Raw genomic sequence first — 21,703 nt, 5'->3', positions numbered from 1 at the left:
AATCGTCCCGATGTTGCAATGCGGCTTGGTACGTTCAAACTTTGCTTTGGCCATTCATCCACCTCTATCGCCTGCGCTTCCAAGCGCGGCATCTGAAAACGCGGCTGGTTTACTCTCGAAAAACGCCCCTGTTCAAGCCAGAACTTCTGGGTCGATCTCCTGCTCACCAATGCCGGCTGAGCGCCTTATCTAGGCATGCGAACGAAAAGAGCAATCCGGGTATTTCCTCGTCCTGCGGAGCGGCCTCTTGGCCGCGTCCCCGCCTGCGCGGGGGCGACAGTCGAGGGGCGGGATGCTGACCGGGTTCGTTCGGCTGGCTCGATATCGCCGGTGTCCGAAAATTCCCGTCGTCCCCGCGCAGGCGGCGACCCATAACCACCGCGCCTGCGGTTACACGATGACGTCGCAACGTCGTAGCCGGCGGTTACGCGATGACGTCGCAACATCGTGCTTCAACAGGAAAGTGCGGCGTGTATGGGTCCCCGCCTACGCGGGGACGACATGGCGGCTAACTGATCGTCGCGCCGCCGTCGATCACGATGCTCTGACCGGTCATGAAATTTCCCGCCGCGGAGCCTAGAAACACCGCGGCGCCCGCGATCTCGTCGGGCGTGCCGATGCGCAGCAGCGGCGAGCGCGAGGTTGCGGCTTTCAGGTTTTCCGGATTGTCCCACAGCGCCTTGGCGAAGTCGGTCTTGATCAGGCCGGGCGCGATGCAGTTGACGCGGATGTTGTGCCGGCCGTATTCGCAGGCGAGATTGCGCGCAAGCTGCATGTCGGCGGCTTTCGAGATCGCATAGGCGCCGAGCACGGTCGAGCCTTTGAGGCCGCCGATCGAGGACACGATGATGATCGCGCCATCGCGGCGCTCGATCATCTGCGGCACCACCATGCCGATGACCCAGTTGTTGGCGACGATGTTGTTGTCGAGAATCTTGCGGAACTGGTCGTCGGAAATGCCGCCGAGCGGGCCGTAATACGGGTTCGACGCGGCGTTGCAGACCAGCACGTCGATCCTGCCGAAGGCGCGGTTGCTCTGGTCGACGAGGTTCTGCAGGTTCTCCCTGCTCGAAATATTGGCGGCGATGGCGACCGCGGTGCCCTGCCCGAACCTGCCATTGATCTCCTTGGTCACCGAATCGCAGACATCCTGTTTGCGCGACGACACCACCACCTTGGCGCCATGCTCGGCCATCCTTTCTGCGATGGCGCGGCCGATGCCGCGCGTCGAGCCGGTGATGACGGCGATTTTTCCGGTCATGTCGAACAAGGTCATGGGTTGCTCCTGCTGTGGATGGATACGCGGGTCAAGCCCGCGTATGACGCGATGTGCAGCGCTGCGGCGGTTACGGCGCGTTGCGCCCAGCCTGCCCTGCGAGGCCGGCTCACGCCAGCTTCGTCGCCGGCCCCACTTCCGGTCCGGCCGGCTGGTGCATCGCGGCGTGCGAGGCGTCGGCGATCCAGGGCTGCTGGTTGACGAACGGGATGCGCCAGCCGCTGTGGCCGGAGCTGCCGAGATGGTCCAGCCGCGTGACCGAACAATTGTCGATGGTGAAGGCGAGGCCTTTTTCCGGCTGGCCGCCGAGCGCCAGGCCGATCGCCGCCTTGATGGTTCCGCCATGCGCCACCGCGATGACGTCGCGGCCGGCGTGTTCGATGGTGAGGCGGTCGATCGACCGGCGGACGCGGTTGTACAGATCCATGAAACTTTCGCCGTTCGGCGACGGCTCGTCGATCGGCGCGAACCAGTAGCTGCCGACATTGACCGGGCGGGTGGCGAAGAACTCGGCGCGGTTGAGGCCCTGCCAGTCGCCGAGATGCTGTTCGTTGAGGTCGCCGTCGTAAGGCATCGCATCGGGCTTCGGAAAGCCCGCGGCCCAGATCGCGGCGGCGGTCTGGTGGGTGCGCTTCAGCCTGCTCGAAATCCATACCGCGCCGCGCGGAAGAATCCTGCCGACCGCATCGAACACGACGCGGTCGCTGCAATCGCAGTCCATATCCTTCTGCCCGTAGATATTGCCGCCGTCGTCGCGGACCGGCGCGTGGCGCACCCACCACCATCGCGTCGCGACCGCGCCTTTCGGGACGGCATGCTGCGCGACAAACCGCTTGTCGGGATTGGACATCGATCAGACCCTTCAATAGTGTTCGATGTGGCTGTACGTGAGAGTGGACTTCGCCTCAAGCCACTTCGATGGCCGGCCGTGTTCGAATTCCGCGCGGCGGCAAGTGCCGAAAAAACCAGCAACAGGGAGACACTTATGGGCCGCCTGCAGGGCAAATCCGTCATCATCACCGGCGCCGGCAGCGGCATCGGCCGCGCCGCGTCGCTGCTGTTTGCAAAGGAAGGCGCAAATCTGATCGCGGTGGACCGCAGTGAAAGCGTGCAGGAAACCGAAAAGCTGGTCAGCGACGCCGGCGGCACCATCGAGGCGATGCGGCTGGATGCCGGCGCGGAAACCGACGTGAAGTCGTTCATCGACAAGGCGGTGTCGAAATACGGCAGGCTCGATGCGATCTGGGCCAATGCCGGCATCAGCGGCGGGCTGGTGCCGCTGGCCGAACAGACCGTGGAACACTGGATGGAAATCCTGCGCATCAACCTGATCGGGCCGTTTCTAGCGATCAAATATGCCACGCCGCACATGATCCGGCAGCAGTCCGGCTCGATCGTCTGCACCGCGTCGGTCGCCGGCTTGAAATCCGGCGCCAGCGGCCATCCCTACGGCGCCAGCAAGGCCGGCGTGATCAGCCTGGTGCAGACCACGGCCTATTCGCTGTCGGGCACCGGGGTGCGGATCAACGCGGTGTGTCCGGGCCTGATCGAAACCGGCATGACAAAACCGATCTTCGACAACGCCAAGTCGCGCGGCACCGACGGCAAGATCGGCCAGCTCAATCCCCTGAAGCGCGCCGGCCAGCCGCACGAACTGGCGGCGATGGGACTGTTCCTCGCCAGCGACGAGGCCTCCTACGTCAACGGCCAGGCGATCCCGGTCGACGGCGGGCTCACCGCGTCGATGCCCTATGCGGGCAAACCGGTTTAGGCTCCGCGCGCCTCCATTGACGGCGTCGTCCCCGCGCAGGCGGGGATCCATAACCCCTGGCGCTGATCGTGTTTCGCGGTGCCCACGAGGATATTGACGTTTCGCAGTACACCGACAACACGGCGCAGGGGTCCCCCTGCGCGTCACACGGCGCGCGTCATGTTGCAGTGCTGTGAACCGCTATTTCGCGCCGGCCTTCTGCGCGTAGTCCCACGACGCCTGCGACAGGGGCACGGTGCGCTTGGCGGATTCCAGCGCTTTGGCGCTGGCGGCGGTGCCGTCGCGGATGCGGCCGGCGATGCCTTGCGTGATGCCAGCGAGGCGAAACAGGTTGTAGGAGAAATACCAGTTCAGGTCCGGCACGGTCTCGCCGGTGACGCCGCAGTAGATCGCCGCGGCCTCCTCCATGCTCGGAATATTGAGCGCGGCAAGATCGGCATTGGCGAGGCCGGGCATGGTCCACTGCATCAACAGATAGGTGAAATCCGCCATCGGATCGCCCAGTGTCGACAGCTCCCAGTCCAGCACCGCCTGCACCCGCGGCTCGGTGGCGTGGAAGATCATGTTGTCGAGGCGGTAGTCGCCGTGCACGATGGAGACGCGCTTCTGCTCCGGCACGGTGCGCGGCAGCCACTCGATCAGTTTTTCCACTTCGGGAATGTGCTGTGTCTCGGAGGCGCGGTACTGCTTGGTCCAGCGGTCGACCTGGCGCGCGAAATAATTTCCCGGCTTGCCGAAGTCGCTTAAGCCGATTTGGTCGGGATCATATTGATGCAGCCTGGCCAGCGTCTCGATCTTGCTGGTGAAGATTTTTCGCCGCGCCTCGCCGCTCTGGCTCGGCAGCGCCGGGTCCCAGAACACCCGGCCCTCTTCCATCGACATGATGTAGAAGGCCGCGCCGATCACGGCGTCGTCGGTGCACAGCGCATAGGCTTTCGCCACCGGAAATCCCTGCTTGCGCAGCGCCGCGATCACCTTGAATTCGCGATCGACCGCGTGCGCCGACGGCAGCAGTTTGCCGAACGGTTTCCGCCGCATCACATACGAACAACGCGGCGTATCGAGCCGGTAGGTCGGATTCGACTGGCCGCCCTTGAACTGCAGGACGGTCAGCGGCCCCGCATAGCCGTCGACGTTGCCGCGCATCCAGCCGTCGAGACGCGCCTCGTCGATGCGATGCCGCTCCTCCACCGGCCTGGTGCCGGAAAATTCCTCGTCTTTCCTGACACCCTCGGCCACTGGCGCTCCCTGTTTTTCTTGAAAGACGCCTGAAAACGCCAGAACGTCATCCGGAGGGGCCGTTCGCATGGAAACGGCGTCTCGAAGGATGGAGGTTGTGGCCATCCTTCGTGACGCCCGCTTCGCGGGCTTCTCAGGATGACGGTTTCAGGCAGTCTCCGGCGAGCGCCGGCGTGGCGCTCTTGTTAGTGACTGGTCGGAGCGTTTGCATACTTCCGAAGTTCAAGTCTGGCAATGGCGCGGTTGTGCACCTCGTCCGGACCGTCGGCCAGCCGCATGGTGCGCATCGAGGCGTAATCGCGCGCGAGCCCCGCGTCATCGGAAACGCCGGCGGCGCCGAACGCCTGGATGGCGTGGTCGATGATGCGCAGCGCCATGTTCGGGCCGGACACCTTGATCATGGCGATCTCGAGCTGGGCGGTCTTGTTGCCGACCTTGTCCATCATGTCGGCCGCCTTCAGGCACAACAGGCGGTTCATTTCGATGTCGGTGCGGGCTTCCGCGATGCGCTGCTCCCAGATCGAATATTCGATGATCTTGCGGCCGAACGCGGTGCGCGACGACAGCCGGCGCACCATCTTCTCCAGCGCCTCTTCGGCCTTGCCGATGGTGCGCATGCAGTGATGGATGCGGCCGGGGCCGAGACGGCCCTGCGCGATTTCGAATCCCCTGCCCTCGCCGAGCAGGATGTTGCTTGCCGGCACGCGGACATTCTCCAGCAGCACCTGGGCGTGGCCGTGCGGCGCGTCGTCGAAGCCGAACACCGGCAGCATCTTCTCGACCTTGACGCCCTTGGCGTCGGCGGGCACCACGATCTGCGATTGCGCCTGATGCTTGGGCGCCGACGGATCGGTCTTGCCCATCACGATCATTACCTTGCAGCGCGGATCGCCCATGCCCGACGACCACCATTTGCGGCCGTTGATGACGTATTCGTCGCCCTCGCGCCGGATCGAGGTCTCGATGTTGGTGGCATCCGACGAGGCCACCGCCGGCTCCGTCATCAGGAAGGCGGAGCGGATCTCGCCGTCCATCAACGGCCGCAGGTATTTGCGCTTCAGCTCCTTCGAAGCGTAGCGCATGAACACTTCCATGTTGCCGGTGTCGGGCGCCGAGCAGTTGAACACTTCCGAGGCCCATCCGATGTGGCCCATCGCTTCGGCCAGCGGCGCGTATTCCAGATTGCTCAGTCCGGCGCCGCGGAATTCATCGTCCTCATGCGAGGACGGCGGCATGAACATGTTCCAGAGCCCTTCGGCGCGGGCCTTCTTCTTCAATTCTTCCACCACCGGGATCACCTTCCAGCGCTCGCCGGCTTCGTCCTGCTCCCTGTAGACCGGCACCGCGGGCCGGACGTGTTTGGTCATGAACGCTTCGACGCGGCCGAGCCATTCCTTCTGGCGATCCGACATAGTGAAATCCATGGGGTGTTCCTCACCTTTTTACGAAATGGTTGGCGGCACTGTCTCCCCGCACCCGCTGCTTCGCAAGACGTTTGTTCGCAGGCGCGACCGCGAGCGGTGCCGGGGCGGCGGGCCGAAGCTGCGATGCGGGGCCGCCGCATTGACATTCCGGCCTTCAAACCATAGTTTCATACAACTGTTTGAAATGCAACCGCCCGCGTTCAGCCAGGCCTCGCATGGGAGCCATGAGATGCCGTCGGATCACACCAGGACCGCGATCCTCACCGCCGCCGAACGGCTTTACGCCGACCGCGGCTTTGCCGAGGTCACGCTGCGCGACATCGTCGCCAGCGCCGGCGTCAATCTCGCGGCGGTGAATTATCATTTCGGCAGCAAGGACGAGTTGATCGCGGAGTTGTTCGTCAGCCGCAGCCTGGCGCTGAACCGCGAACGCCTGAGCGAGCTGCGCGCCGCCGAAGAACGCGGCGGCGGCCGCGCCGGGATCGCCGAGGTGCTGCGCGCGCTGGTCGGCCCCTCCCTGCGCGGCTGCCTCGGCCCCGACAGGCAGCGCTCCGCGGCGGCGCGTTTCATGATCCGGGCGTCGATCGAGGCTGTCGCTCCGATCCGCAGGATCAAGAACCGCGAGATCGATCATTTGAGGCGTTTTGCCGCGGCGATGCAGCGGTCGCTGCCGGGCCGCGCCGAAGTTGATCTGTATTGGGGCCTGCATTTTGCGCTGGCGATGGCGCACCAGACCATCCGCGACTCCGAGCGGCTGGCGAAACTGTCGGAAGGGAAATGCGACCTGGAGGATGTGGAGGGGATTATCGCACGGATCGTCGCAGTGTCGGTGATGGCGCTGACGGAAGATGAGGCGGAAAGCAAGGCGGCCGATGCAGCGGCGGTACGGCGGGCGCGATGATCCCGGGCTACGCAAGCTCGCGTCCGGCCGGACTCGAATGCTTTTCCCGATGCGCCGCCGGGCCGCCTGCCCGGACGCTTAATCGAACAGGCCCGCGAACCCGGCCGCGATGATGGAAGCGAGTACCAGCCCGACCAGGCGGTGGAAATAGAAATAGTTTCTGCCGGTTTGGCCGATCCGCGGATAGTTGCCCCAGTACAGATGGAGACCGGGCGCAGGCAACAGGCGATCCAGGCTGAAGAACCAGCTGTGATAGTTGAACACGCTTGGCAACACCGAAATAAATCGCTGTATTTTCTTGCGCCCGGCGTGCGTCCGCAGTTTGCCGTTGAGCAGCACCTGAAAAACCACGACCAGCGCGGCCAGCCCGCCTGCAAGCACCAGCGTCTCATCCGGCGTCAGATCCAGAGGACCGCGGACCCAGACCATCGCCGCCAGCAGGCACGCGCCGATCGATCCCGCCTTCAGGTAGAACGCCCTCTGCTCGGCGCGCGCGGCCTGCGCGGTCGGGCGGCGAAGCTCGGGCAGCGGCCAGGGAGGCGGTGGAGGCGACAGGCTCCGGCGAGCCGGATAGCGGCGATAATAGGTGCTGACCCAGGCGCCAATGAAGATGAAAACGATCGCGTAGCCGAAGCCCCATTCGACCTGATAACCCCAGCCGATCGGCCAGCCCAGCATCCATTTGAAGCGGTCCAGTGAATCGCCGCTCTCCCACTTTTGCCGGCTGATGCGCTCGATCGTAAGATCGGCGGACTTGCTCGAATAGCCGTTGTCCTTGAGCAGTTTGGCAAGCTGCGCAAGCGCCTGGGGATCGAGCGGCCGATCGGTCGCGGACGGCGCAATGGTCTGACCGCCGAGGAAAGCGGGCAATACCGCACGCACCCGCCGGGAAAGCGGCTCGGCGGGCTTCTTCGGCGCCGCAATTTCCTTCAACTCCTCGACGGTGAATCCAAGGATGCCCGGGTCGGGAACCCGCGCCAGGTCCGACCAGATCGCACCCATGTGGCGCGCGATCTGCGCGCCGCGAATGCTCATCGGCAGGACGCCGATCTCGGCTTCGTCGGCCAGGGCGTCCGTCGTCGTCCTGCACGCGTGGCGAACCAGGCTGTCCCGGTCGGCCTGCAGCGCCGAGAGGCTGGCGCCATCAAGCAACAACTTGCTGTCCTCGCACCAGCGAAGCGGCGCCCCGGTCGCACCCAGGCCGAGGACATTGTCCTTCATCTGGATGTTGGAAAAATTCACCAATCCGGACAACCGGCCCGCCAGCGCGATACCGCGATCGACCTTGGTATTGATCGCGACCACGTCGCTTGCAAGCGCGCCGACCGAAACCGTTTTGATCTCCCCGCCCTGAAACACGATGCTTCCATAGCAGGTCGGAAACGCCGCTTCCGATACCGGCCATGGCCGCGGCCAGCCGACCACCAGCCCGCCCTGCAACCGCGAATTTTCAATCAAGTCGCCGCTTCCGCGCTGCACCGCGCTGAAACAGAACTGCGCGCCGCGCAACGGGCGGTCGTCGGAATGCGGCGGCGCCGTCGTAATCAGCACGTGCTCGGCCGATACGTTGATAAAACCGGTGACGTCGTCGATGAGATTTTGCCGGAGTATCAGATCGCGGACTTTCAGCCGGGAAAAGCCAAACAGCGTACTCGTCGCATCGAACCCAAGTGTTTCCTTGCGCCAGTCGCGTCGCTTCCGGTTCGGAATGTAATCGCCGCGAAAGCCGCTGAGCTGGCGATGAATGAAATTGTTGTCGATGCTGATGTCCCCTGAAATCGCCATATCCGTGCCATGCACGCTTTTGCCTTGCGCCAGGACGATGGTGCTTCCGGAGATCGACAGCGATCCGGCTTCCAGCCTGTTCATGTTCAAGAAAGCGTTTTGCGCCGCTTCGTCCTGCGCCGGATCGTTGGCGAGGTCGAGGCCATGAAACCAGAGCCCGCGGCCGATGCGGCTTTGCGCCAGAGTCATGTAACCGCGAACCCGCAAACTCATGTCGTTGTCGTCGATCCAGGGCGGCCTGAAGCCAAATTGAGCCTCGATTCTCCATGGAGCTAGTTGCATGAGCGAGTCATAGAGGAGCGAACGCGGGCCTATTCTCACCTCGCCCGCCACTTCATTCTCGGTAAAATGAAATCCGTCGCCGGATCGAATAAAACCTTTTTCGCCGCGTTCCGCCCCGATCCTGGACTGAAAAATCTCGAAGCTTTTCAGCTTCGATCCGGTCAGTATAAACGATCCGAACTCCGAATTGACGATGGATGCCTCGTCGATCGCCATCTTGCCGACTAAGAACGATCGAGCCCCGGCGCCGCGCACTTCGATGTTTTTGATTTCCGCATGGTCAAGGCTGAAGCTTCGCAACTGCGTTCCGGGATAGGGAGGCGCCGGCTCCGCGCCGGGGGAGGTCTGCGGCGCGTTGTTTGCAGCGGAGGCAGGCCGTTTCGGGTCGACGGTCCCGATCAGCCGCAGCCTGCCGATCTTCCCGTTACGCCAGTCGAAAAGATCAATATGCGAGTCGATTATTTCGACGGTTGAAACGTCGCCCGTGAGATCGAACAGCCCGGACAGTTCGTGCGTCAGACTGTAAATCGCCACGCAGGCGAAGCTTAAGCGATCCAGTTTTTCAAACGAGCGGATTGCCTGCAATAACGGCCAAACGTGGCGCGGGCGAATCATCATCCGCGGTCCATCCGGACACGCGGGAAACCCCTGTCTCAGCTCGGCGGCGCCGACGCCGCTCTGCTTCTCGATTTCGGCAGGCTGCTCGGATTTTTCCTGCTGCTGATCTGAAGGCGGCTGGTCCGGAGCACTGTTTTGAGCCGGATCGATCTGGGGAGATGGATCGTAGACCAGGAAATCCCCGTCCTCGCAGGCCTTTGAAATGACTCCAAACAGAAATTCCGGCGCCATCCAGGACCAGCCGGCCAGCCGCGGGTCGGCCACAACGGCTTCCTGTTCGATCGGCTCCCTGACTGCAGCTTCACGTTCGCCGCCGGGATCGTCCTGTAATCCCGATTCCTTGACCTTGCTGCACAACGTATCCTGAGGAACGCGCCCGAAGAAGTTGCCGGGCAGGCCGGGCTGCCGCCTCGTTTCTTCCGCCACCCACGTCAGAAACTGTTCGGCGGTTTCTTTCTTGACGTTCGCAGCGCCAGCGGCATGGGTGACGGCGAATACTGAGATCAGGGCCGCGCAAATACGATAGGCCAGCCAAGGCCGGTAGCGATCAGTCATTTTTGCCGCTTCGACGAACAGATTATTGTTATTGTCATCCATTGGCGGGGCCGAACCGCCGGCGGTATTGCACCGGCGCCGAACAAGCAACTGCAACAATCCGCGCGATTAGTTTCGCAATTCAGCGGGGATGGCAAGAGGTCTTGTCGGCAACGGCTGCCGGCCTTGAAATCCGCATGCCCGGCCTCCACAACCCTCTCCCGCCCGCGTATAATGGCCGCCATGACCGAAGCCACGCGTGACACTCCGGGCGCGCCAAAATTTTCCACGATCTTCGCAGCCTGGCACGATCCCGCCGCGCGCATGCTCAGTGTCGACCTGCTTGCGGTCCTGATCGCGCTGCTGCTGCCGTGGTCTACCTCCGGGGTGTCGATTTTCGTAATTCTGTGGATTGCCGCGCTGATCCCGACCCTCGAGGCGCGCGCGCTGCTGCGGACGCTGCGACGCCCGGCTTCGGTGCTGCCGATTGCGTTGTTCGCGCTGGCGCTGGCCGGAACGCTGTGGTCGGACGCGGCGTGGGGTGCGCGTCTCTACGCCGTCGGCCCGACCGTCAAGCTGCTGGTGCTGCCGCTGCTGCTGCATCATTTCGAGCGCTCCGGCCGCGGCCTGTGGGTTTTCGCCGCCTTTCTGGCATCGTGCACGCTGCTGATGGCGGTGTCGTGGGCGGTCGCCTTCGACCCCGGTTTCACGCTCAAGGAGAACACCGAGCAGCCCGGCATCTTCGTCAAGAACTATATCGATCAAAGCCAGGAATTCGCGCTGTGCGCGGTGGCACTGGCCTATCCGGTGACGACGCTGTGGCGATCGGATCGAAAACGCGCGGCGCTGCTGGCGGCGATCGCCGCGGGCCTTGTGGTCAACATGATGTTCGTCACCGTGTCGCGCACCGCGCTGGTGACCATGCCGATCATGATGACGTTGTTCGCCGCGCTGCATCTGCGGCGGCGCACCGCCCTGATCGCGCTCTGCGTTGCCGTAGCACTGGCGGGGGCGGCGTGGAGCGCTTCGCCGCAACTGCGCACCAAGATCTGGCTGTTCTTCGACGACTATTATCATTACAGCGTGCAGAACACTCCGAACGGGGTGGGGTCGCGGCTGGAATTCTGGCAGAAGTCGCTGCGCTTCTTTGCCAGAGCCCCGGTGATCGGGCATGGCACCGGATCGACGCGGGGCCTGTTCGAGCAGGCCGCGATCGGCCAGATCGGCGTACACGCCGAGATCATCGGAAACCCGCACAACCAGACCCTGAACGTCGCGGTGCAGTGGGGCGCGGCCGGCGTCATCGTGCTCTACGCGATGTGGCTATGCCATCTGCGGCTGTTCCGCGGCGGCAGCCTGGTGGCATGGATCGGGCTGTCGGTGGTAGTGCAGAATGTCTTCACCTCGCTGTTCAATTCCCATTTGTTCGATTTCCATGAAGGCTGGATGTATGTGCTGGGCGTCGGCGTTGCCGGCGGCATGATGGCAGGCGCGCGGCGGAGACTTCGGGCCGGGCCGCCCATCTAAGGCTGCGAGCCTTTCGACATGACGCCTGAATTTCTGCCGCGCGTGCCGGACGCGAAATCAATGACGGCGGAAACGGATCGCTGACCTCCCATGGAGGGACGAACGCCGTTGTCGAGACGATGTGGACCGGATGGCGGGGCGAACGAGCGCCGATGGTGGCCATGTTGCCATATTCTCAAAACCAAGCTCGTCCAGCACCGGCATTATGCAACACGGGCAGAAGCCAAACGTGACATCTTCGTCTACATCGAAGGCTTCTACAATCGAACCCGGCGCCGCTCCGCCATCGGCTACCTCAGCCCGACCGGGATGGAGCCAAAAGCAGCTTAACCCTGGCCATCTTTTCGGGCGAGGATCAGCAGCGGCTCGTTACGCCTTGCGCGAGGGATCGAAGCCGGATGGCCGGAACACGCACGTTGCCCGGTTCACGGGAGCCCAGGCCTAAGTCTGCGCGGGCGCGCAATTGATACTCAGAAAGGCTACAAAGTCTTCAGCATCACAATCGAACACTTCTTAAAGCCGACACTTTCAAAAAAATCGTGCGCACCATGATTGGATTCGCCGGATTCAAGAAATAACCTATGGATATCGCGCTTTCGGGCCTGCTCCGCGATCCAGTCGATTATATATTTTCCGACTCCCTGGCCGCGTTTGGCCGGGTCCACAACGATATCTTCGACTATTCCATATGGAACAGGCGCAGCTCCATCGAAAGTCACATACGCAAGGGCAAGCAAGCCGGATTGATCTTCTGCCACCAGTATGGGCTTGCAAGTCGAGCTCGTGAGCGCATCAGTGCTTATGCGCAGTTTAGGTTCGATTTCCGCCTCAAAAATTTGTGGAAGCCCGCTTCGCCACTTGTGCGGAGACAATGCGCGGTCACCCCACATTTCACTGTGAGAAATATAAGCAGTTGTCGCTTCGACGTTACGTGCGAAGAACTCGGCGAGTTCACGCGCGCGGGCTGGATCTTGGCACCATGTAATTCTTGGAGGCTGGCTCATCCGTCACCCATGCGGTTTTTCACGTCTTCGATGTACTGCAAGAATTCCTCTCGCTCGCCTTTCCACCAATTTGGCTTGTCACCGAACAAGCGCGAGCCTTGTGCAAGAACTCCGGGGTCCACACCCACCTCTTGTCCCTCCGAGACATCGAGCAGATGTGTTTTGCGTTTCTCCAGCGTGTTAAACAGCCGAAACACATGCTCAAGAACCCAGCAATCCTGGTCCTGCACCCAGGCCGCGATGTGCGGCTTGAACCGGACATAAAGGCTGTTTCGCTTTTTGCTGCTGGAGTTCAACATCAGTGAAATCAAATTCTCCGCGCAGAGTCCGCGGATTTTGCAATTTTTATGCGTGTAGTTGTCATCAAGTGATTTATCGAACACCTCCGGTGCAACATGACGGACGGCAAATGCCGCCTCGTTTGCACCGAACTGGACTCGCCAGTTTTCGCTCTCGCCAAGCAACGTGTGGATGATCTGAATTCTTTCGTCGCGCTTATCTTCGCGTTCAACAAGCGAAGACAGCACTGTTGCGGCCGATTCGGCGACGGCCCAAATTGGATGGCTGAAAAACAACCGCATTATCTCTAACAGGATATCTGTAGACAACGCCTCAAGTTCGTCCTTGCTGGCTTTAACCTGGTTGGGCTCATCACCCAATCTGAAGTAGCCCCGCAAAAGTTTTTCTATTTCTGAGTTGGGCTTGAAGTCGACGATAAGGTTATTCCGGGTGTTCGTGATCCGGTCGAATATATTGAAGGCCGCCAACACCTCGCCGTGGAAATTCGGTGGCGGAGCTTCTGGGTTGGCCACAAAGGCTTCCGCTGCCTCGATCGCGTCTATGTCGAGCTTAATGAAATCCCATAATGGTCGTTTCCAAAAACGATCTGTCGCCAATCCACGCAGTTCGCGCGATATCTGCAAGTCTTTACGGAACACGAGATTCAAGAACAGATCGCCGAGGATGGAGCGACCGCCGTAGGCCGGACATTCGGCCAACCTCACAAGGCAGCTGCGATGAGACGCGATTAGTGAAGGATCGCCGGCAAATACAAGGCCAAGGGCGTACCCGCCTAGCTCAAATTCGTTCAGAGTCGTGCTCTGTTCGAACAGCTTAACAATTTCCGGGATATCCCATTTCTGGGAAATCGCCTCAGCCATCGCGTAACGCAGCACGTAGTTGTTGGCAGCAAGTAGTTGAGTTTGAATCTCGTCCCATGCGCTGTCGAGAACCAGAGGCCAGAGTATTGGTTCCAAAGGTTCTACTTCGTAAAATACCGAAAGTACGGTGATTAGTTGTTTGGTGTATTTCGTGCCGTCGAGAACTGTTTGGGCAAGTGCGAGGACAGCAATTCTACCCATGGAATCCAGCAGATCCGCTTCGGTAAAATCGATAAAGCGGTCATCGCGAAGGAAGTGCAAAACACTCAAGACATGAGGTATCAGGTGCTCTTGATGCGCATTTAGTCCAGCTTCCAAAGTCCGGGCAGCATAGGAAAGGCTCTCGAAGCTTTTAGTCGCCTCTAGATTGACGCGGGTTATTTCTTGCAAGGCGCTATTGATCGTGAACGCGTTACCGCCTACAGGCGTCACCAACGAATAACCAATTAGATCGTCGACAGGGATTTCGTTGAGAAAAAGCGCCCTTGGAATGCGATCCGGGGCGAACCAAGCCAGTTGATCGAACACTTGACGCGCAGGTGGCAGAAGAATGTCCACTGATGTTTGCCACGTGGTGGCCGCTTGCGGTGTCGGATAGCCCGTTATGCGTTTGCTTTTTTCTTCACTCCACCACGCATCCTTGTCGGCCCGCTTGGTGTTCCATTTGTCGTGATAGGCTTTAAAGCTGATTGTGCCATGCAGGATATAGCCAGCGGCGTAAGTAAGCAGACTTGGTACGCCACCTAGGGATGTTGCAAGTTTTAGCGCGTCATCCTTATCAGAATTCAATTTCACCTTGCGATTTTCGGTGGCGTAATCCAAGTAAATTGATGCGTCCACGAAGAGGAGAGCATCGATCTCCAATGTTTCCACCCGTGATTCGACATGCCATTGCGAAATGCGCGCCGTGATCAGGACGTGTCCGCCAAACAGAATGGGAAACAACTGCTGCACCGCTTCGGCGGCATCATCGGTATCAACGTTGTCGAAAATCACGAGCCAGCGCTTGTGTTCTTCCAACCATTGCGCAAAGGCGTTCTTGGCATCTGAATAATCGGCAGCCAGCGGCTTGATCTGAAATTTCGAAGAGCGAACGGCGTCTAGAATGTTTTGCTCCAAATTGGCGGGCGTGTCCGCGCCGATGAATATGATGGGACCATAGCTGCCGATCTTGGAATGCGCGTACTCAACTGCTAGGCGGGTTTTTCCGATCCCGCCTAAGCCATGAAGAGCTACCTTAGGCGTTTTTCCATCACCGTTTATCGGGCCTAGCTTCGCTTCAATGGCCGTCATCGCAGTCTCTCGACCAACAAACAGTTTTTTGCCGAGAGATGCAGCTGCTCCCAAAATCGACAACGATTTTGAAAAGTCGGGGTCTGGAGGCGCGACATCGCCGGCAATAGCTCTCCAGGCTAAGTCGAGGAAGTCCCACCAACTCTGATCGAGCGAGTCGCCGAACTGAAACGACTTTTCGTCCGGCACCAACCCCAAGCTGTGGATCGCAATGTCCATGCGTTTTAAATGGCTCAGGGTGATTGGAAAAGCCGCTGGCTTGTCTGAGCGCGGCCTTACCAAGTAGCTTAGCGCCTGGTTCCGGCTTTGGGTCCAGAACCCGAATAAATAATCCCAGGTCTGCAAGTCTGACGGCACCAGCCGTTTTGGCGGGGGACAGCTGTAGACTTTTTCGAAAACCTCGTCTAGGAACTCGCTTGTCCATTCCGGTGTTTTTGGAGCCCGCTTGTGAATGGCGTCGATCAAATTTCCGACGCGGTACTGAACACGAAACATATCGCGTGAAATCGACATTTTGGCCCTTATATATTGGCTTATAAAGCAACGGATGTGAGAAGACGTTCATACACGTTTTTAATTGTGGCGTGCGAGAGGGCTCCGAAAAGAATGACGGATTTTAAGAGTTAAGATGATTAAGCAGAGTGCAAGCCTGTTTTTGCAAGGAGATTTTTCTGGTGAAAGTATACTTTCACCAATACTTGTTAGTGTTGCTTTCGCAAAAAACTTCTAGACGCAGGCTTAACGTAGAGAGTCGAATGTCGAAAACTTACTCATCGAAGATTGATTTGAATACCGGCGTGGTAGTTGACGAGTTGCACGAGTCCAACGGACGGCTCCATCGTGACCGGGGCTTGGGTCCTGCGAGAACTCGACGCAATCCGAAAACCGGGCTTGTTGCGCGCGAGTACTTTTACGTGGATGGTCGCCTGCATCGCGACGATGGCCCTGCCATGATCGAGTATTTCATCGACGGCAGAGTGGCCACAGAAGCTTGGTATCGGCTTGGGATGCTGCATCGCAACGAGACCGATGGCCCCGCGCTCGTCGAACGAGCGGTGACCGGAGTGGTTGTTTTGGAAGCTTATTATTTCAGCGATGAGCTTTACAGAGACCCGAAAAAGGGACCTTGCGAAATTCATAGGCGCGACGACACCGGCAAAGTCATATCGGAAAATTATTCCGAGATATTTGAAGGCCCTACGTCACCCAATCCGGGTGTTTCATCAACCGCCGAGGCACCGGCCGGGCCACGTTGATCGACCGGGTTTCACCAAGCAGCCCGCATTTTGGTCCGCTGCTGAGTGGCTGACCTGTCTGATTTAGCACTGATAAGCGACCGATAATTGCATTGAGTTTGTGAACATCGGTTCATGTGCTCTGATGTTCGCCATGAGCAGCCGGCAAGCTGGTTTGCTCGTCAGCGAGGGGCCCATGGCAAAACATCCGATCTCACTTCCTAGCTACGCTGTCAGCGTCCTTTTCCGGGGGCTGCTCATCAGCATTGCGATTGGCTTTTCTCTGAGCATTCGTTGTGACATCCCCCAACCCACATGTCAGGAGCTCCACTATGTATACGACGTTGCATGAAGCGTTTCTGATGCTGCTCTATGTCGGTTTGCTCGCCTATGCGATGATTGCTGCGGTAGATCACGCGCACAAAATTTACATGCGGTGGCAGCTCATCGTGCGTCATTGGCCGAACCGCCTCTTGGCAGCCAAGTATGGCGTGTCGATTGTTCTTCTCGGGCTGAGCGGAGTGTATCCGATTTGCGAATGGATTCGTGAGAACACGGCGTGGATGAACTTCGTTTGAGCCCCCGTCGAACCGCATCGAATAGACTGGGCCCCTTGCGGGCCCATTTTTTTGCATGGTGGCCTTTCTAGATGACAAAATTCATTTCAACCAAGCGCGCGTTTGCATCGCCGCGTGGCGGAGCGCTATCTCCTGATCAGGAATCTTTTGCACGCCGCTGAACCCCATCGCACTGCGCCCTTGGCGTTCAAGGCGGCGGAGAGCCAGACGACTTGTCACGGTAGCGCGGGATGGCCCCCGGCAGCGGATTCACGACCTCCGAAGGCCGTAGGTCCGTCTCGATGACGATGTACGGCACCAGCCGCGCATCCTCGTTGAGGCCGTCCAGCGCACCCGCCGCGAGCGGCCGGCTCTGGATAAAGGCAGGCTCGAACGGGCTGCGCGAATTCCCGACCTCGCCCGCAGCCGCAGGCCCCTGAAGATGTCAGGCAGGTTAAGGCGGCGGCGCAGGCTCATGTCTTTCAGCATCCGGCCGAGCTGGCCGCTGGAGCGGGTGAAGGGAATCGAACCCTCGTATTCAGCTTGGAAGGCTGCTGCTCTACCATTGAGCTACACCCGCGTCGGGCGATGAACTAACACGCGGGCCGGCGCGGCTCAACTGCGATGAAACGGCCTGTTGCTGGCGCGGCGTCATGATGGGGCCGGGCCCGGAGCCTGCGGGTTCCCGCAGCCCTGCCCTTAACACGCCGCGATTCCCGGCCTATATTGGCCCTTCCATCAACAACGAAAGGAGGTGATCCAGTGTCTTACTCCAAGCGCTGTCACCTCGCTGGGATCGCCCGCTAAGCTATACGAGCTTGGCAACGGGCGTCTCAGCGCCTGGACCAGCGAGACAAGAACAGGACGCGGCGGGAGCACTCCCGCCGCGTTTTTTTGATTCCCGGACGACGCAAGCTGAACCTGCGGATTCTGTATGCGCGACCCGCTGATGTGACCGGCGCGGCGCGGCCCTTCAGTGAAGCCAGGGTGTTCAAAACGTTCGCTTGCAGTGGCCCAAGACCGCGCAGGCTTGCGCAGGTCCACAATTCGAAACGCTTCGGGCCGCCGCCAGAAGAGCCGAGGCTCGGATTGGGAACGGTCTCGGGCGACCCGCAGTCCGCCGCGACCGGCGGGCAATTGCACCACGACCAAATCTCGTGAAAACTGCAAAGAATGAAAGCTGAAGCGACGCAGGACGTCTGGGTTGGAATCGATCTGGGCACCCAGAGCGCGCGGGCGATCGCCGCAACGAATGGCGGCGACATCGTCGGCTCCGGAGCTTATGCGCTATCCAGCGCGCGCGTCGGGAATCGGCATGAGCAAAGCCCCCAGGATTGGTGGATCGCGGTCGGTCACGCCTGCCGCCGGATGTGCCGGACGATCGATGCGCCCCACCGAATCCGCGGCGTCGCCGTCTGCGGCACATCCGGTACGGTTCTGCTGACCGACAGCCATGGTCGCGCGGTAACGTCCGCTCTGATGTATGACGACGCTCGTGCCGCCGCTGAGTGCGATGAAGCCAACGCCGTCGGCGCGGCGCTGTGGGAAAAACTGGGCTACCGGCGCATTCAACCGGTCTGGGCCCTGCCCAAACTGATGTGGCTGCTTCGCAATGGCAACGGTTCAGGCGAGCGGTATCTTTCGCATCAAGCCGATTTCATCGCCGCCGGCCTGGCCGGAACACGAGTCCCGTCGGATCTCAGCAATGCCCTGAAAACGGGCTGCGACACGATTTTGCAGCGATGGGACACGGCTGTCATGGAGCGGTTGGGGGTAAGGCACGAGGTTTTGCCGGAACTGCGTCGATCCGGCGCCGGGATTGGCGCGGTGGGTGCCGCCGGCGCCGCGCATACGGGGATTCCGATGGGTACCCCGATCATCGCAGGAATGACGGACGGCTGTGCGTCACAACTGAGTTCCGGCGCGACATCGGCCGGAAGTTGGAACAGTGTGCTCGGCACCACCCTGATCCTGAAAGGAACAAGCACAGCGTTGCTGCACGATCCAGCCGGAGTCGTCTATTCGCACCGGTCGCCCGATGGCCGGTGGCTGCCCGGCGGGGCATCCAGTTCCGGCGCCGGCGCGCTGGCACGTTTTCTTCCCGACGCCGATCTCGATGCGCTCGCCGCCGAAGCGGAACGGCGAGCCGGTCCGCGCACCCTCGCCTACCCCCTGGCGGCCGCGAAGGGCGAACGATTTCCCTTCATCGCAGGCGAGGCGACGGCGTTCTTTGTTCGCGAAGCTCCGGCCGATCCGGTCGATACCTTTCTCGCGCTCACATTCGGCCTCGCCGCCATCGAACGGCTCTGTTTCGATTACCTCGACCTGCTTGGATTCCCCGCCCATGGCCGCCTGTCGCTGACGGGGGGCGGGGCGCGCAGCCGGTTCTGGAACGACCTTCGCGCGACGATGCTCGGCCGGGAGCTCGTGGTGCCCGCGATCGCGGAGCCCGCATTCGGGATGGCGATTCTCGCATCCTGTCTGCAACGGCCGCTGGATGACGCCGTGGCGGCGATGGTTCGCATCGCGTCCCGGCACGAGCCGCAACCGCAGCGCGTCGATTCCGCGCTGCATGCTCATTTGCACATGGTCGATGCTCTCGAGGCGCGCGGATGGCTGCCGCGCGCGACGGCTTGCCATGCCCGGCAGCGGGCTGCACGATGACCGACGTCATCGCATGCGAGCCGGTGCGGCACGGATCACGTTCGCGACCGCGAACCGCAGCATCCTGCGCGAGCGATCAAACACCCAAAAGGTGGTGGATCGTCCGCGTAACCTCGGCAAAGCTGTAAGGCTTCGGAATAAACTGGCCGCCGCTTGGCAGGTCATCATCTCCGATATCAAGGTGGCCGGACGTCATGATGATCTTGACCGGCGGCCATCGTCCTTTCACGGCGTGCGCAAGCCTCAATCCGTTTATCGATCCTTTCGGCATATCGATATCGGTAAAGATGACATCGATGTCCGAGCGCGTTTCCAGAATTGCTATTGCGGCGTCGGCATTGGCCGCCTCCAGAACATCGAAGCCCGCTTCCTCGATCATAACCATTGCATCCATTCGCAGAAGCGCGTCGTCTTCGACGATGAGCACCATTTTTCTTTTTTCGACTGTGGCCATTGGGCGTCCTTAGCAGCTAGCCGGAACTGGCCGCAGGCCGCACCACTGGTGCGACGAGCTCACAGACAATGCCCTCGGGTCGATAGGAAGTCGCCGCCTCGCCCCCGAAATCGTTGGCGAACATCTTTTCGATTAACCGCGTTCCGAAACCTTTCGCGGTCGGTTCCGATACAGTCGGTCCGCCGCTCTCGGTCCAGGTGAAGCGAAAGCCGGGCCGGCTACCGCCCTCGTCATTTGACCAGACGATATCGACTTTGCCCGATGTCGAGAGGGCGCCGTATTTGGTGGCATTGGTAGCAAGCTCGTGAACCGCCAGAGAAAGAGCGAGCGCAGGCTTGGCGTCGAGCTCGATGTCGGGACCGCCGAAATGAATACGTCGCTCGGCGGTGCGATGCGGAGCCAGCGCGCCGCTGACGACCTGACCGATGGGGGCGCCGGTCCAGCTCGTCTGCGTGAGAATATCATGGGCTTTGCTTAAGATCATCAAGCGGGCGGCAAACGCCTCCCGCGCGGCCGCCACGTCGCTGCCCCTCATGGTCTGGTTTGCGATCGCACCGACCATCGCCAGCGTATTCTTGATCCGATGCTGCAGCTCGCCGCCGAGCATTTCCTGCCGCGCCGACGCTTCTTTCAATTCGGCGGTTGTCCGCCACTCCTCGGTGACGTCGCGGGAGATCGAAAGCAGGTGCGATGGCTTGCCGTCAGTTCCGAAGATCGGCGACACCTGAACGTCCCAGTAGCGCGGCGTACCTTTGGCGGTATTCGCAGCACCCTTGAAACGCGCCGTCCCTCCGGCCTTGGCGGTTTCGACAGCCTGTTTCGCATCGCTATTGCCGGAGCCCGCCCAGAACTCCGGCCACGGGCAGCCTTTGAGCTTGCCGAAGTCTTCGACTTCCATCACCCGCTTGCCGCCTTCGCTCATGAACTGCAGGCGGCCGTCGAGGTCCAGGATCTTGATGCAGTCTCCGCAGCCCGCGAGAATGCCGCGCAAGACATCGTCATTGTCGGCAAGTCCCTCGCCGGCGGCGGTGAGTTCGGCTTTCATGGACGATATCGTCAAGGTCTTCGATGGCGCGGCCGGCACTGGGAACTCCAGGACTTATTGAATGTCGGATATGGGACCTCATCAGGATGATCCTCCCGGTAGGCAAGAGAACCGGACTGAAAGTGTTCCACTTCATCACGCCGCGCAGCCTCGCAACAGCCTGATAGTCCGGAACCGAACATGACATGCCGAGTGTAGATTGGTCTACAGCCCGCGCGGAGGCTCCGGCCGAAGCGGGCGCCCCCCGCCGAGTGATTGCCTCCGTGGTTATGATCGAGGCACTATGCCTCGATCACAAAATCAGTCGGGAAGTCTGGTCAGACGCGGTCGCCATATGCCGAGGATCACATTGGCTGTCGCGACCGCAAGCAACACCCAGAGCGATTTCCATTCGGCGCCCAGCGATGCCGCGAGCGCGGCCGGATCGACCTCGTGAGCCAAGGCGCGGGCGCTCAGTTCCGCCTCCTGTTGCATCGGCCCCTGAATCGCTGCGAATCCCCACTCGAATACCAGAATGCCCGAAATCAGCTTGGCCCAGGCCCAGCCCGCGCTCTGGTAACCGCTGTTAAGCGCGATCGCCAACAGGCCGGTAATCAAAACGAGCCCGAGCGAGGGGAGAAATATCCAGGTCGCAATGCCGCCCATCGCGCCGCGCATTAATGCATATTCGGAAAGCGATGTCGGCGCGGGAACGAAGCTCAACAGCACGAGCAGGCACGCCATCGCACCCATTTGCCCGATGGCGCCTATGGTATGCATGAATTTCATCGCCCGTCTTAAGGCTAATTTGTCGACGCCGATCAATGTTTCACTCGGTGTTGTCCGCTGCTGCGCTATTTCGAAAACACCCTGCCGGCCGGCGCATCACAGTGCGCCGGATCAGCCCGTCACGATTCGCTCGTTCAGTTTCTGGTCCACGACCTGGACGGTGCGG

The 21,703-nt window shown here is 60.8% G+C and carries 16 protein-coding genes, 1 tRNA gene and 1 pseudogene; 7 read left to right on the top strand and 11 right to left on the bottom strand.

The genetic code is table 11. The features are described from left to right. Nucleotides 1–508 precede the first annotated feature (508 nt). Entirely contained in the window at nt 509–1,276 is a 768-nt protein-coding gene (locus ACFE72_RS22455; RefSeq protein ID WP_375415331.1) for an SDR family NAD(P)-dependent oxidoreductase, read from the bottom strand. Nucleotides 1,277–1,385: 109 nt separating this feature from the next. Further along, nucleotides 1,386–2,126, bottom strand: a complete 741-nt coding sequence (locus ACFE72_RS22450) for a histidine phosphatase family protein (RefSeq protein ID WP_375415330.1) — start codon at nt 2,124–2,126, stop codon at nt 1,386–1,388. 135 nt (nt 2,127–2,261) lie between these two features. Here ACFE72_RS22450 and ACFE72_RS22445 point away from each other — a divergent pair, with 135 nt between their 5' ends. Continuing rightward, nucleotides 2,262–3,047: an SDR family NAD(P)-dependent oxidoreductase gene (locus ACFE72_RS22445; RefSeq protein WP_375415329.1), complete on the top strand. Its 786-nt coding sequence runs from the start codon at nt 2,262–2,264 to the stop codon at nt 3,045–3,047. A gap of 180 nt (nt 3,048–3,227) precedes the next feature. Here ACFE72_RS22445 and ACFE72_RS22440 read toward each other — a convergent pair whose 3' ends face one another. Both ACFE72_RS22440 and ACFE72_RS22435 read right to left on the bottom strand, forming a co-directional pair. Next, on the bottom strand, nt 3,228–4,286 hold the full coding sequence (locus tag ACFE72_RS22440; RefSeq protein WP_375415328.1) for a phosphotransferase family protein: 1,059 nt from the start codon (nt 4,284–4,286) through the stop codon (nt 3,228–3,230). 185 nt (nt 4,287–4,471) lie between these two features. Continuing rightward, complete coding sequence (locus tag ACFE72_RS22435; protein WP_375415327.1) at nt 4,472–5,710, bottom strand: acyl-CoA dehydrogenase family protein; 1,239 nt, start codon at nt 5,708–5,710, stop codon at nt 4,472–4,474. 229 nt (nt 5,711–5,939) lie between these two features. On the opposite strand from ACFE72_RS22435, the gene ACFE72_RS22430 reads away from it, so the two are divergent. Beyond that, the gene (locus ACFE72_RS22430) at nt 5,940–6,611 is read left to right on the top strand and encodes a TetR/AcrR family transcriptional regulator (protein ID WP_375415326.1); all 672 of its coding nucleotides are present in this window, start codon (nt 5,940–5,942) and stop codon (nt 6,609–6,611) included. Nucleotides 6,612–6,689: 78 nt separating this feature from the next. On the opposite strand, the gene ACFE72_RS22425 is transcribed toward ACFE72_RS22430, so the two are convergent. Beyond that, entirely contained in the window at nt 6,690–9,893 is a 3,204-nt protein-coding gene (locus ACFE72_RS22425; RefSeq protein WP_375415325.1) for a hypothetical protein, read from the bottom strand. A gap of 180 nt (nt 9,894–10,073) precedes the next feature. On the opposite strand from ACFE72_RS22425, the gene ACFE72_RS22420 reads away from it, so the two are divergent. Beyond that, nucleotides 10,074–11,357, top strand: a complete 1,284-nt coding sequence (locus ACFE72_RS22420; RefSeq protein WP_375415324.1) for an O-antigen ligase family protein — start codon at nt 10,074–10,076, stop codon at nt 11,355–11,357. A 168-nt stretch (nt 11,358–11,525) separates the two neighbouring features. After that, nucleotides 11,526–11,687, top strand: a pseudogene (locus tag ACFE72_RS22415) (IS3 family transposase); the annotation flags it as partial. Between the two features lie 149 nt (nt 11,688–11,836). Here the strand turns inward: ACFE72_RS22415 and ACFE72_RS22410 are convergent. Together ACFE72_RS22410 and ACFE72_RS22405 are read right to left on the bottom strand one after the other, a co-directional pair. Then, a complete protein-coding gene (locus ACFE72_RS22410) occupies nt 11,837–12,361 on the bottom strand; it encodes a GNAT family N-acetyltransferase (protein WP_375415323.1) in 525 nt (174 codons plus the stop codon). Then, on the bottom strand, nt 12,358–15,327 hold the full coding sequence (locus tag ACFE72_RS22405; RefSeq protein WP_375415322.1) for an NB-ARC domain-containing protein: 2,970 nt from the start codon (nt 15,325–15,327) through the stop codon (nt 12,358–12,360). Before ACFE72_RS22405 ends, ACFE72_RS22410 begins: the two co-directional genes overlap by 4 nt. A gap of 242 nt (nt 15,328–15,569) precedes the next feature. On the opposite strand from ACFE72_RS22405, the gene ACFE72_RS22400 reads away from it, so the two are divergent. Together ACFE72_RS22400 and ACFE72_RS22395 are read left to right on the top strand one after the other, a co-directional pair. Next, nucleotides 15,570–16,070 (top strand): hypothetical protein, encoded by a 501-nt coding sequence (locus tag ACFE72_RS22400; RefSeq protein ID WP_375415321.1) that lies wholly within the window; start codon nt 15,570–15,572, stop codon nt 16,068–16,070. Nucleotides 16,071–16,381: 311 nt separating this feature from the next. Beyond that, on the top strand, nt 16,382–16,627 hold the full coding sequence (locus ACFE72_RS22395) for a hypothetical protein (RefSeq protein WP_375415320.1): 246 nt from the start codon (nt 16,382–16,384) through the stop codon (nt 16,625–16,627). A 485-nt stretch (nt 16,628–17,112) separates the two neighbouring features. Here ACFE72_RS22395 and ACFE72_RS22390 read toward each other — a convergent pair. Continuing rightward, nucleotides 17,113–17,186 (bottom strand) — tRNA-Gly (locus ACFE72_RS22390). A 593-nt stretch (nt 17,187–17,779) separates the two neighbouring features. Between ACFE72_RS22390 and ACFE72_RS22385 the strand changes: the two genes are divergently transcribed. Further along, the gene (locus tag ACFE72_RS22385) at nt 17,780–19,270 is read left to right on the top strand and encodes an FGGY-family carbohydrate kinase (RefSeq protein ID WP_375415319.1); all 1,491 of its coding nucleotides are present in this window, start codon (nt 17,780–17,782) and stop codon (nt 19,268–19,270) included. A 76-nt stretch (nt 19,271–19,346) separates the two neighbouring features. Here the strand turns inward: ACFE72_RS22385 and ACFE72_RS22380 are convergent, their stop codons facing one another. The 3 genes from ACFE72_RS22380 to ACFE72_RS22370 all read right to left on the bottom strand — a co-directional run bounded on the left by ACFE72_RS22380 (nt 19,347) and on the right by ACFE72_RS22370 (nt 21,537). Continuing rightward, nucleotides 19,347–19,724, bottom strand: a complete 378-nt coding sequence (locus ACFE72_RS22380; protein WP_375415318.1) for a response regulator — start codon at nt 19,722–19,724, stop codon at nt 19,347–19,349. Nucleotides 19,725–19,740: 16 nt separating this feature from the next. Continuing rightward, complete coding sequence (locus ACFE72_RS22375; RefSeq protein ID WP_375415317.1) at nt 19,741–20,769, bottom strand: HWE histidine kinase domain-containing protein; 1,029 nt, start codon at nt 20,767–20,769, stop codon at nt 19,741–19,743. Between the two features lie 300 nt (nt 20,770–21,069). Further along, entirely contained in the window at nt 21,070–21,537 is a 468-nt protein-coding gene (locus ACFE72_RS22370; protein ID WP_375415316.1) for a hypothetical protein, read from the bottom strand. Nucleotides 21,538–21,703: the final 166 nt, after the last annotated feature.

The sequence above is a fragment of the uncultured Bradyrhizobium sp. genome, from assembly GCF_964252615.1.
Lineage (GTDB): Bacteria > Pseudomonadota > Alphaproteobacteria > Rhizobiales > Xanthobacteraceae > Bradyrhizobium.
Note: the sequence above shows the minus strand (reverse complement) of the source record. Positions and strands in the feature narration are given on the sequence as shown.